The sequence below is a fragment of the Caballeronia sp. LZ028 genome (assembly GCF_031451415.1).
In the GTDB taxonomy this organism is placed as follows: Bacteria; Pseudomonadota; Gammaproteobacteria; order Burkholderiales; family Burkholderiaceae; genus Caballeronia; species Caballeronia zhejiangensis.
Window position 1 is genome coordinate 2,803,349 of the sequence record NZ_JARUXN010000001.1, and the last position, 12,816, is coordinate 2,816,164.

The following is a 12,816-nucleotide window of genomic DNA, read 5'->3' on the forward strand; positions in this document are numbered from 1 at the left end:
CCTCCGATAATCGTGCGACGCCCAATATAGCAAATAGCTTACATTGACCTTGGCTCCTTTCGTTGCTTCGTGATCGTGTCGACACTCGGCGCTGCGCGCGTGTGTCTTGCCTTCAGAGGGCCGCTTTATGTTTCCTACCGGCCATCTGCTGTTGGTGTGCTGGATGACCGAGAAGGGTCGCCTTCTGCCTGACGCCGCCGTTTTAAGGCTGAGCGGGCTTGCCGGTTTCCGTCGGACTGAGGACGGCCATAGGCAGGCGTCTAGCCTCGACAAAGTGCGGTCATTCCAGCAACTGCTTCGAAGCCGACGGATGGGATTGCCAATCGTACAAGCGAACGACACAGCGCAGGAATCAAAGAGGCGTGGCCGTCGTTAGACGCCGCGCCTGGGCCATGGTGGCGAAGGAGTTTGGAGCGGAGGTTCCGAAGCCGGTCGCTTCTGGCCAGCGAGGCTTAATTGATTTGACAGCGCGGTATCGGGGCCGGTACCGCGCGACCTACAGGCGCTACGGCGTTTTTGGCAATAGACGGCATATGCACTCGGATCATCGCCGACAGCAGTGCCTGCACTATTCAGAGGCCTGTATGTGCAGGTGTTTTTGATGGGTCGAGGCCCAGCCTCGACCCTCAGTATGGCTGGAATTCAGCGCAAGTTAAGCCACGTCGGACGCCGCAGTGTCCGCCACGAGAAGCGCCGTCATGTTGACGATGCGCCGCACGGTCGCCGACGCTGTTAGCACGTGCACCGGCTTCGCCGCGCCGAGCAGGATCGGCCCGATCGCGATGCCGCTTCCCGCCGCCGTCTTCAGCAGGTTGTAAGAGATGTTCGCCGCGTCGATGTTCGGCAGGATCAGCAGATTCGCGTCGCCTTCGAGCGTCGATTCGGGCAGCACTTCCTTGCGCAGACGCGCATCGAGCGCCACGTCGCCGTGCATTTCGCCGTCGAGGTCGAGATCGGGCGCGCGTTCCTTGAGGATCGCGAGCACGTCGCGCATCTTCTGCGCGGTCGGAGCGTTGCTCGTGCCAAAGTTCGAATGCGACAAGAGCGCAATCTTCGGCACGATGCCGAAGCGCTTCACTTCTTCTGCCGCGAGCATTGTGATTTCGGCGAGTTGCTCGGGCGTCGGATCGACGTTCACGTGCGTATCAACGATGAAAATCTGACGCCCCGGCAGCACGAGCGCGTTCATTGCCGCGTACACGTTCGCGCCTTCCTTCTTGCCGATCACCTGATCGATGAAGTGCAGATGACGATGCGTCGTGCTCACCGTGCCGCAGATCATGCCGTCAGCTTCGCCCTTCTGCACGAGCATCGCGCCGATCAGCGTTGTGCGGCGACGCATTTCGAGCTTCGCCATCTGCTGACTGATGCCTTTCCTTGCCATCATCTGGTAATAGCTTTGCCAGAAGTCGCGGTAGCGTTCGTCTTGGTCGGTGTTGACGACGGTGAAATCGGTGCCCGGCGTCAGACGCAGCCCGAACTTCTGAATGCGCTGCTCAATCACTGCCGGACGGCCGATGAGGATCGGCCGGGCGAGCTTTTCATCGACCGCGATCTGCACCGCGCGCAACACGCGCTCTTCCTCTCCCTCCGCGAACACGATGCGCTTTTTCTCCGGCTCGACGCTGCGCGCGAGCTGAAACACGGGCTTCATCGTCGTGCCGCTGTGATAGACGAACTGCTGCAGATGCTGCTCGTACGCTTCCATGTCCTCGATTGGACGCGTCGCCACGCCGCTGTCCATCGCCGCCTTCGCGACGGCAGGCGCAATCTTCACGATCAGACGCGGATCGAAAGGCTTGGGAATGAGATAGTCCGGTCCGAACGAAAGATCTTGAATTCCATAGGCCGTTGCGACAATATCGCTTTGCTCCTGCCGAGCAAGTTCGGCTATTGCGTTCACTGCTGCAGTTTCCATCTCCTTAGTGATGGTCGTCGCCCCCGCGTCGAGAGCACCACGAAAGATGAACGGAAAACAGAGGACGTTATTCACTTGGTTCGGATAGTCTGCACGGCCCGTTGCGAGCACGGCGTCCGGGCGCACTTCGAGCGCCAATTCCGGCAGGATCTCCGGCGTCGGGTTCGCGAGCGCGAGAATCAGCGGCTTCGCGGCCATTCCCTTAATCATTTCTTGCTTGAGGACGCCACCAGCCGAGAGCCCAAGGAATACGTCCGCACCTTCGATCACGTCAGCAAGCGTGCGCGCGCTGGTTTCGCGGGCGAAGAGTTCCTTGTCCGGGTCCATCAGTTCCGCACGGCCTTTGTAGACGACGCCTGCCAGATCCGTCACGAAAATATTCTCGCGCTTCATGCCGAGATCGACGAGCAGGTTCAGACATGCCAGGGCCGCCGCACCCGCGCCCGACGCGACAAGCTTCACTTGGTTGACGTTCTTACCAACGACCTTCAGCCCATTGATGATCGCCGCCGCGACGACGATCGCGGTGCCATGCTGATCATCGTGGAAGACGGGAATCCTCATGCGCTTGCGGCATTCGCGCTCGACGATGAAACAGTCCGGCGCCTTGATGTCTTCCAGATTGATGCCGCCGAAGGTCGGCTCGAGCGCGGCGATCACGTCGACGAGCTTGTGCGGATCGCTTTCGTTCAGCTCGATATCGAACACATCGATTCCGGCAAACTTCTTGAAGAGCACCGCCTTGCCTTCCATGACCGGCTTGGACGCGAGCGGCCCAATATTGCCGAGGCCGAGCACCGCTGTGCCGTTCGACACGACGCCCACCAGATTGCTGCGCGCAGTGAAGCGTGCGGCGTTTAGCGGATTTTCGACAATCGCCTCACACGCAAACGCAACGCCCGGCGAGTATGCGAGCGCGAGGTCGCGCTGATTGATCATTTGCTTGGTCGGCACGACAGCGAGCTTTCCCGGCGTCGGGAACTCATGATAGTTGAGCGCGGCTTCGCGAAAACCTTCTTTGTCCGTTTGCGTGGTCATATCGACAATGCTCTAAAAATGAAGTTGGCAGTCGCCGAAGGGCCACTGCCAATTTGCAAAAGTGATGTTGTGGAGGCTCAATGAGCGCTCGATCGGACGGATCCATCGCCCGTAGATGCGGATGCGATGGCCGGATGGTCGATAGGCTGCAGCTCTTCGAATTCGTCCACGTTCGTACGATTCAGCACCGCACGCGCAGTGTTCATGTCGAGCTGTCCTTCCCAGCGCGCGACGACGACCGTTGCGACACCATTGCCAATCAGGTTTGTCACGGCCCGAGCTTCATTAAGGAAACGATCGACACCGAGAAGCAAGACCAAACCTTCGACCGGAATTTTGTGCATGGACGCGAGCGTCGCGGCCAGCGCAACGAATCCGGCACCCGCGACTCCCGCCGAGCCTTTCGAAGTAAGCAGAAGCACGCCCAACACAAGCAACTGATCCCAAATCGTCAGATGCACATTCATCGCCTGCGCGATGAACAACGCAGCCATCGTGAGATATATCGCCGTTCCGTCAGCATTGAAGGTGTATCCGGTAGGCAACACCATGCCAACGACGGGTCGCGAGCAGCCCATCCGTTCCATCTTGATCAGCATCTGCGGAAGTACCGCTTCCGTGGATGCCGTGCCGAGCGTGATCAGGATCTCGTCCTTAATGTACCGAAGGTACTTGAAGAGCGACAGTCCGCACATCCTCATTACAAGACCAAGGACCACAACCACGAAAAAGATAGACGTCAGGTAGAGGCACAACATCAACTGGCCGAAGGAAGCCAATGTGCCGATTCCGTACTTCGCGATGGTGAAGGCCATCCCACCGAACGCACCAATAGGCGCGACGTACATGACGATCCGCACCACACCAAACATGCCCTGAAGGAACATATCGAGCATGTCTACAAACGGTGCGGTCCGAGGTCCCAGCTTGGCGAGAGAAATTGCGAGCAGCAGCGAGAAGAAAATGATGGGGAGCATCTCGCCGTTGGCAAACGCGCCAACGATGCTGTTCGGGACAATGCTCATGAAAAAGTCGAGCATGCCGTGTTGCTTCGCTGCAGTCGTATAGGTTGAGATCGCAGATCCGTCAATGTGCGACGGATCGACGTTCATGCCGACGCCGGGCTTGAAGACATTCACAACGACCATCCCTACGAGGAGTGCGATCGTCGATGCGACTTCAAAGTACAGCACCGCCTTAACGCCAACGCGGCCCGCTTCGTGAAGATCGTTCATGCGGGCAATGCCGACTACCACCGACGCGAAGATGATCGGTGCAAGCAGCATTCGGATCAACTTGATAAACAGGTCACCAAGTGGCTTAAGTTGAGAACCAATGTCCGGGTAAAAGTGGCCAAGCAGGATACCGGCGATGATTCCGAGAAGAACCTGCACATATAGCTTCGAGAGCGTCTTCCTAACTTTCGATACCAGCATGTCTGTCTCCTATGACTGGTGTCTTTTTTGTAGAGTACGGGCGAGCATCCACAGCGGGGTCGTCCGCTGTGGTGAGCGTCGCCTGGATTGATCTTTTTATAGGCGCGGCATCGACGAGAACCGTCGATGCCTTGATACCGCTGAGTGTTTATGCAGACAGCTTGCGCATCTCGGCGATGAGGTCCGATTTACCCTCGAAGCCGATACCCGGGAGGTCCGGCATCGTGATGTAGCCGTTCTCGACCTTGATCCCATCGGGGAAGCCGCCGTACGGTTGGAACAGGTCGGGATATGACTCGTTTCCGCCCAAGCCAAGGCCAGCGGCGATGTTCAGCGACATCTGGTGACCGCCGTGGGGAATGCAGCGGCTCGGCGACCAGCCGTGCTGACGCAGCATGTCCAACGTGCGCAGATACTCCACCAGGCCGTAGCTCAGCGCGCAGTCGAACTGCAACCAGTCGCGGTCGGGACGCATGCCGCCATAGCGGATCAAGTTGCGCGCGTCCTGCATCGAGAACAGGTCTTCGCCCGTCGCCATCGGCTTGTCGTAGTAGTTGCGCAGCGTGGCTTGCAGCTCGAAGTCGAGCGGATCGCCCGGTTCCTCGTACCAGAACAGGTCGTATTGCGAAAGCGCCTTCGCGTACTGTATTGCTGTGTCCAGATCGAAGCGACCGTTCGCATCGACAGCAAGCTTCTGGCCGTCTTGCAGCACGCTGAGAATCGAGTCGATGCGGCGAAGATCTTCATCGAGGGATGCACCGCCGATCTTCTTTTTCACCACGGTGTAGCCGCGGTCGATATAGCTGCGCATCTCGTCTTTCAGCTTCTCGTGGTCCTGGCCAGGATAGTAATAACCGCCTGCCGCGTACACGAAAACCTTGCGATCCGGTTGGCCGTTGCCGTAGCGGTCCGCCAGCAACTGGAACAACGGTTTCCCTTCGATCTTCGCGACTGCGTCCCAGATTGCCATATCGATGGTGCCAATTGCGACCGAGCGTTCGCCGTGGCCGCCGGGCTTCTCGTTGGTGAACATCGTCGCCCAGATCTTGTGGGGGTCGAGGTTGTCACCGGCATCGTTGACTAGGGAGGCAGGGTCGGCTTCGAGGATGCGAGGAATGAACCGCTCACGCATCAGCTTGCCCTGGCCGTACCGGCCGTTGGAGTTGAAGCCGTAGCCGACCACCGGCTTGCCGTCCCGAATCACGTCGGTGATGACTGCAACCAGGCTCAGCGTCATCTTGCTGAAGTCAATATAGGCATTACGGATCGGGGAACTGATCGGAACGGTCTTTTCGCGGATTTCAACGATTCTCACGGCTTCGTCTCCAGAGTTTTACGAGGTTGTTGCAACTCATTGGTTGCAACATGGGACGTAGCGTAACCGCGAAAAACGCTGCTAAACTGCACTTCTGTTCACATCACTTTTCAATTTCAGTGAATACCGAGACACAGACGGCGACTGATTTCGAGTTTTTTATTCTTCTGGCGAAACTTAGAAGCATGTCAGGTGCCGCCCGTGCACTAGATCTGTCCCCGCCAGCTGCGACCAAGAGACTTGGCGTCATTGAACAGCGACTCGGCGTACGACTAGTCAATCGAACGACGCGGAGCGTGAGTCTCACGCCTGAAGGCGAAACTTATCTTCGCTATGCAACGCAGATAGTTGGGCAGGTCCGGGAGATGGAGGAGGCAATCTCAGGAACGAAAGGCGACCCTCAAGGGCTTTTGCGCGTCAATGCGACGCTAGGCTTTGGCCGGACAACAATCGCGCCGTTGGTTTCGGAATTCGCAAAACGCTTTCCCAGCGTCGAAATTCAGTTTGAGGTCACGGACCGTCCAATCGATCTTGTTGAGGGCGCGTTCGATATGGCGATACGGTTCGGCGAACTTCCAGACACTCGCTTGAGCGCGCGAAGGATTATGAGCAATCGCCGCTTTCTTTGTGCCTCGCCAAAATACCTTGAGAAGTACGGCACACCCGAGCGCGTCGAAGACCTAGCCCAACATCGTTGCATCATCCACCGCCAGAATGACGACGCGTATGGCGTCTGGCGCTATATCGTGAATGACCACACCGAGGCCATCAAGGTTAAAGGGGCCTTGTCGAGTAACGACGGCGACATCGTACTTCGATGGGCGCTCGAAGGACACGGGATATTAATACGATCTGAATGGGACCTAGCCAAGTATGTGCAGAGCGGGCGTCTCCAGCTTGTGCTGCCTAACACGGTTCTACCGTCGGCCGACTTATTCGTCTATTACCCGAGGCAGAAGAATCAAACGGCCCGCGCGCGCGCCTTCATTGATTTCCTCGTGAGTCGATTTCAGGCGCCGTTCACTCCGGTGGACACCGGCGCGGAGCCGCGGGAGCGAAAGAAGCGGAGCCGCGCTTGATGAGTTGGAAGCAAGGGAGCCTGGAACGCTCGCGAGCGTCTTACTCGAAACGTTGCTTTCGGTCAGCGCTGACACCAGCGACGAGTCGACGCCCGAATGACTTAAGTTCGCCGCTACCAGACGCCGGCGATGGAGAGTAACGAGTGGCGGAGCTGGGTCGAATTCGCTCATGGATCGAGATAGGCCTCAGCCTCATCGAACGGGCGAGGTGAGAGCAGGTTGATTCAGACTTTCCAGGAAGGTGAGGGAGCGGGAAGCCGTTTGGCAAGTAGCGCATCAGTGCAACTAACCGTCAATGCCGGATTTCTCCTCAATAGGGTTCATCGCGCTGTTTGGGCGAATCTGGCGGCAGCCGACTTCCGAGCCGCCTGCCGTAAGGTTTTACGAATGCCCTTGTTGCTACAAGTTGAGTTCTCTTTGGACGCGGCGGAGCATCGTGACCGTCACCCTTGCTGACAACTTTTGCGCCCGATCCGGTTGGCGACAAGATTTGCAAGCGAGCGAGCTCCACACACTGTGACTGTCGTTTGCTTCCCGCCCCGCGGCGTCGGCCCAAGGTCAACAGGTTAGCGGCGACGATGAACGCGAGCTTGAGAGCGTGAGATCATATGCGCGATCGTCGTCGCTCGACTAGACCGCTTTGTAGTGACGGGCACTTGCGCGTTCGAGCCGATCCAAACTTGGCACTGAGAGAACATGGATAAAGGAAAGTCGAAACTGACCCGTCAGGACGCTGAGCGCCTCTTCGAGGGGTTGCCATCGGCAAAGGCGAGCGTGTCGAGCCGCCCCGAGAATCCGTTCGCGCCAGATGTGTCCAATGTCGTCAAGCGCGTTGAGGACGAATCCGTTTTCTGGATTCTGGAAAGACAACCTGGTCACGCTGCCGGTGTCGATCGAACTGCCGCCGGGGTACCTGTCGGTGCCTCGCATGCGCGAAGCGATGACGCGGGCTTTGCGCGTGAAGTGGGTGAGAGAAGGCAAAGACGAGGTTGTCGCGGCGTTTCCTGAAGGGTGGACAGCGGTTCGCTCGGAAAGCGGCCCCACCGAATTGCGAGACGCCGCTGGCGTAGTTCGCGGGTTATACGGGTGGGCCAAGGATGCTGAACTCAGGCTCCTGCCACGTTACCTTATCGAATCACAGGCAAACACTTCGAGCGGTCTCGGCAGCGTGCTTGTTCGCGATCGCGGGACGGGTCGAATTCTCGAGCGATCGTCGAACTGGTCGGCACGAACCGGAACCCACCATCCAGATTGGACGAAGCTCGCAGCGTGGCTTGATTCACGTTATCCAGACCATCGCGACCCACTGCGGTACTGGGACGATTGTGAGGAAAATCGTCGAACTTGAACGAATCTGGGCGGTGCTGTTTTCGCAGGTAACTGACGCACTCAGCATCGAGCCCGTCTCTTGATTTGACTTCCGGGTTCGGGCACCAAGCGTCACTCCGTTATGCTCTACGGATCCAATGTGTGCGCGGGTAACTTCCTTGCGAGCGAAGCGCCCGCGTCCTGATGTTTACGTCGATCGTGGAGGTCATGATGCCGAGCATCCCTTATGACCCGAGCCGCGTCGCGCTCGACTCGCCGCAACTGCGGGACACTGTATTCGTGCCTGGCGCGGAGTACGACGAAGTGGCGTTGTCCGTCGAACTCGCGCGACTCGCCTATGTGCACTACGAAGATCACGACGCCGGACTCGCACGCCTGAAAGAAGCGCTCGGCCGCGTACGCTTCGGTGACGTCACCATCTTCGAGGACCCCGCCACGGGCACGCAAGGCTTCGGCGCATCGCGATCGTCGGACGGCCTGTGCGTGCTCGCATTTCGCGGCACGGAACCGACTCAGCTCACCGATCTCGGCGCTGATTCTCGCCCTCACACTGACCGACTGGACCGAAAAGGCGGGCCGCGTGCATATGGGATTCGCGAGCGCGGCGCGCAGTGTTTTGCCCGAGGTCGAGCGGTGGCTGGAGCAGACGCAAGCCGCCCGCAAGCGCCTGATCGTGACCGGCCATAGCCTCGGCGCGGCCATCGCGACGCTGTATGCCAGTCTGATCGAACCGGAGAGGCTCATCACGATCGGTTCGCCGCGCGTGGGCGATGCCGCGTTCGGCGCGACGCTTGCCGGTATCGACATGATGCGGCTGGTCGATTGCTGCGATGTCGTAACCGAATTGCCGCCGGAAGTCGGCGGTTATGTTCACGCCGGCGAGGCCGCTTACCTAACGCGCGAAGGCGTGCTGGCTTCCTCTAACGATGAAGCCTTCGTGCGCGACGATCGCACCGCCGCGCGCGTGGATTACCTGCTGCATGACGCGTGGAAAACCGGCAATGTGGTGGTGCGCGGTCTCGCCGATCACGCGCCCATCAATTACGTGCGCTGCTTCATGCCATGACACGCTGGCTCGATCGAACAGAACGGATGCCGTACGCCCACGCGAATCAAAGCCTGATGATCGTTGCCCGACGGCGAGCTCGGGATATTGATCGACACCACCGCGCCTCGATTGGGGATTGGGGCCTTCGTTCGATCCGTGAAAAAAATGGCGGTGAGATCAGAAAAAGGCTCAAATAGCATGGACTGGCGTTTTCACAGATTGCGCGAGATTCCATCGCCGGCGGAGCGATGCGCAGGCGGCTCGATGCCTTGCAACCGCCAGATTTCGCGCGAATATTACGCTTTACCCCAACTAGGCCCTGCGCGATCCTTCATCGCTGAGTAAAAAGCGGGGCTCATTTGAGCCCCGCTTTTCGTCGAGAACGACGATTTGCAGTCGCCTCTTACGCCGCGGTCACCGCGCTTGTTACATTCGGTTCAACCGCAGGAGTGGGTGCTTCGACCACGGCCGACTTCTTCGCCGCAACGCGTTTCGTCGGCGTTTTTCTGACGGTGGCCTTTTTAGCAGCTGTCTTCTTGGTCGCCGGGGCGGTCTTCTTGGCAGCCGAGGATGCTTTGCTCACTGCCTTCTCTGCTGACTTGGCGGTTGACGCTTTCTTCACTGCCGCCGTCTTGGTTGCCGTCTTCTTCGCCGCCTTCTTCACGGCAACCTTCTTCGTCGCATTTTTGGCAGGTGCCGAATCCGATTTTGCTGACGCAACCTCTGGCTTTTCGATCAGAAATTGCGTTCGATCCTTCGCCGTGGCTAACCAGGCCGGCGCACGTCCCCGACCGCTCCACGTCTCGCCGCTTATCGGATCTCGATACTTCGGCGCTTGCGGACCGCGCACGTAGTTGCCCGCTTTCGGCTTCTTCTCAGCAACTGCCGCCGGCCGACTGTTTGCACTGGCGAGAAACTTGTCGCGATTTTTCGCATTGGCGATCCATGCCGGCGCGCGACCATGCCCGGTCCATGTCGCGCCGGTTTTCGGATCGACGTATTTAGCCACTCCTGGCGTTGCGGATTTCGTTGCGGCTGCAGATTGGCGACCCGCGGCAGGCTTACGGAAATGCGCGGCGATATCGTCCGGCGTCAGGCCGTGCTTCTCCATCAAGTCACGGATTTTTCCGATGACGGCCGACGACTCTTTCTTCGCGATTGCTTCGGCTTGCGCCTGAAGCTTGGCGATCTTGTCTTGTAGTCCTTTTAGCGTAGCCATCGATTTCCCCTTATTGGTCATCGTCGCACTATGCCACATCAAGCTTATAAAGGACATGTTGCGACGCCTAGACAGACGTCGGTGCCGAATGAGTTTCTCATTAAGATCGCGAATATTCTTTTATAGAACGATGCACAGCGAATACTGAGTTTGCGGAAGCAAAGCGATTTCGCTATCAGTCGGGGAAGGTCTACTTTCGCGTGGCCTTGCGCTGTCGATTACTTCTCGCTCGACGACTTCGCGCCGAACACGTCCGTCAACTGGCGCGCCCGTTTCACGTCGTCCGAGTGCAAGTAAATCGACGTCGTCGCCACGGACGCATGCCGAAGATTGTCCCGAACCGACGTGAGTTCGGCGCCCTTGGAGAGCGCCAGCGAAGCATGGGAATGTCGCATCCAGTGAGGGGTTGCCGCGCGCAATTTATCGGCAAGCGGCGGGTGATCCGCCTCCAGCACCTGCGCGACTTGCTTAAAAAACCGTTTCAATACCGCCCAGAGCCGCACCCCACTAATCGCCTGAGCCGACTCCGAGTCGAGATGGCCGATCTACGGAGTGTTGAGCGCCCAACGTACTTGCGAAACGGGCAGTTGTCTGGCGAGCAAATAGGTTGTCAGCGCGTTCCAGGCGAGTGGCGGCAGGGCGACTTTGCCCACCTTTGCTCCTTTGCCGGTGACCCGCAACCAGTGCAGTCCGCTGGGATCGGTCTCGATCTGCCGCAGCGTCGTGCCGATCAGTTCACCCGCCCGCAAACCCGTCGCCACGCCGAAGTCGAACAGAAACCGCAGCCGTTGCGCTGCGGGTACCGACCAGCCGTAGGAGTATTCGAGGCCGTCGGCGATTACTCGGACGAGCTGCCACTCGCTTTCCGTGAAAGCCCGCGCGGCGTCGATCGCCGTCGCGCGCGACGCACCGCGCACTTTTATCCCTGAAAACGGATTCGCCAGCACGTAGCGTTGCTCGATCAACCAGCGAAACAGCGCATTCAGAATGGAGAGCGCGTGGGCGGTGGAGCGCGCCGACAGGCCGCCGGCGAATGGGCGCCAGTCGGGCGAGTGGCGCGGGCGCAGCGGCCCCACCCACCGCGCGTGCGGGGTCGGCCGACGCAGGAACGCGCGGTACGCCACCGCATCTTCGGTCGTCAGCGACGACAACGCGCGACTGCGTTCAACGATCGCCCAGAGGATCAGGCGCTCGGCTTCTTTCCGGTACGTGCGCTGGGTACCCAGGAAGATCGGGCCGAGCGGCACGATCGCGAGCATCTGGCGAGACGACGTGCGACGCACGGGAGGGCACACGCGTTTTCATGCCTTCCAGTTTAGGCACGAAATCAGGCGATTACGATAAGAAAACTTATCGCAATATGCCGGCATAGACATCGACTTGTTATACCTCGGACGCTGGTTGAGGGGCGACGGCACCAACGCCCGCGCATGATGCGAAGACACAGGCGAAATCTAACTAAAGAAAAACTACGATCGGCCGTTAACTTAGCCGAACTGTGAAGCCTTCCGCCGTGCCAGGACGAGACGCAAAGCATCTTCGTAGCTGGTGTTGGAAGCTCTCGAGGGCTTATCAGTCAGTCGACCTGTACACGCTGCTTGCCCGAGACCTCTCATGACCATTGCACCATGGCTCACGGACCTTCTCGCTGAGGAGATCGACAGAACCATCGATGATGACGCGCGGACCACTCCCGGAACGTTCTTGGGGTGGCCGAAGAATCGAATTTTTCGCGACGTAATCGGCGGCGGACAGGCGGATTTCGACGCTGCCGTCGGTCACCTGTCGGGTGACGATAGGGCGCTTCTGTACGCACGCTACAATCAGCGTCGTCACCTCGATGAATTGACCCATGCCTTCAGCCTCCTTTTGGAGTCTGAGCAAGCCATAGCTCGGCCAACTGTAATCGACATCGGATGTGGTCCGTTTACCGCCGGCCTTGCGTTCGCATCGGTTTTCGGCGAGAACGCGTTTCGGTATTTCGGCGTCGATCGTGCCGGTTCGATGCTTCGACTTGCGCGTCGCCTAGAGGAGGCAGCAGAAGCCCGCTCTGCGCTCCATCCGCGTTCGTCCGTTTGGTTCGGTAACGATCTCGCTGCAGCCGATTTCGGCCCTGTGCGAGGTGAGTGGACAATCGTCGTCGCTTCTTATCTGCTGGCGAGTCCGACGCTCGATGTTGAAGAACTCGTGGCCGACATACTCGTCACGCTTGATCGTGTTGGTCCAGGACCGGTCGCGGTGCTTTACACCAACAGCGCACTTCCGTTCAACCGCGCCAAGTTTCCCGCTTTCCTCGACGGCCTGCGCACGGGGGGGTTTGACCTGTTCATCGAAGGCACGGAAACCTTCGATGACACAGACAAGAGGCCGACCGAGCTCCACTACGCCTTGATTTACCGGCAAGCTCGGACGATTCTCAATATTATTTGAATAG

7 protein-coding genes and 2 pseudogenes are annotated in these 12,816 nt (G+C 58.9%); 4 read left to right on the forward strand and 5 right to left on the reverse strand.

From position 1 onward, the window contains the following. Positions 1-652: 652 nt before the first annotated feature. The 3 genes from QCE58_RS13300 to QCE58_RS13310 form a co-directional block, all read right to left on the reverse strand. Positions 653-2,956 (reverse strand): NADP-dependent malic enzyme, encoded by a 2,304-nt coding sequence (locus QCE58_RS13300; RefSeq protein WP_250522564.1) that lies wholly within the window; start codon positions 2,954-2,956, stop codon positions 653-655. 77 nt (positions 2,957-3,033) lie between these two features. Continuing rightward, positions 3,034-4,392, reverse strand: a complete 1,359-nt coding sequence (dctA, locus tag QCE58_RS13305) for a C4-dicarboxylate transporter DctA (protein ID WP_250522565.1) — start codon at positions 4,390-4,392, stop codon at positions 3,034-3,036. A 148-nt stretch (positions 4,393-4,540) separates the two neighbouring features. Then, positions 4,541-5,707 (reverse strand): mandelate racemase/muconate lactonizing enzyme family protein, encoded by a 1,167-nt coding sequence (locus tag QCE58_RS13310; RefSeq protein ID WP_250522566.1) that lies wholly within the window; start codon positions 5,705-5,707, stop codon positions 4,541-4,543. A gap of 119 nt (positions 5,708-5,826) precedes the next feature. Here QCE58_RS13310 and QCE58_RS13315 point away from each other — a divergent pair, with 119 nt between their 5' ends. The 3 genes and pseudogenes from QCE58_RS13315 to QCE58_RS13325 all read left to right on the forward strand — a co-directional run bounded on the left by QCE58_RS13315 (position 5,827) and on the right by QCE58_RS13325 (position 9,181). Continuing rightward, on the forward strand, positions 5,827-6,786 hold the full coding sequence (locus QCE58_RS13315; protein ID WP_250522578.1) for a LysR family transcriptional regulator: 960 nt from the start codon (positions 5,827-5,829) through the stop codon (positions 6,784-6,786). A 696-nt stretch (positions 6,787-7,482) separates the two neighbouring features. Beyond that, a pseudogene (locus QCE58_RS13320) lies at positions 7,483-8,134 on the forward strand (hypothetical protein). Between the two features lie 567 nt (positions 8,135-8,701). Then, the gene (locus tag QCE58_RS13325) at positions 8,702-9,181 is read left to right on the forward strand and encodes a lipase family protein (RefSeq protein ID WP_250522579.1); all 480 of its coding nucleotides are present in this window, start codon (positions 8,702-8,704) and stop codon (positions 9,179-9,181) included. Between the two features lie 385 nt (positions 9,182-9,566). Here the strand turns inward: QCE58_RS13325 and QCE58_RS13330 are convergent, their stop codons facing one another. Beyond that, positions 9,567-10,382 carry an H-NS family nucleoid-associated regulatory protein gene (locus tag QCE58_RS13330; RefSeq protein WP_250522567.1) on the reverse strand — a complete coding sequence of 272 codons (816 nt, stop codon included), beginning with the start codon at positions 10,380-10,382 and terminating at the stop codon, positions 9,567-9,569. 218 nt (positions 10,383-10,600) lie between these two features. Beyond that, positions 10,601-11,608, reverse strand: a pseudogene (locus QCE58_RS13335) (tyrosine-type recombinase/integrase); the annotation flags it as partial. Positions 11,609-11,996: 388 nt separating this feature from the next. Between QCE58_RS13335 and QCE58_RS13340 the strand changes: the two are divergent. Next, the gene (locus tag QCE58_RS13340; protein WP_250522568.1) at positions 11,997-12,812 is read left to right on the forward strand and encodes a class I SAM-dependent methyltransferase; all 816 of its coding nucleotides are present in this window, start codon (positions 11,997-11,999) and stop codon (positions 12,810-12,812) included. Positions 12,813-12,816: the final 4 nt, after the last annotated feature.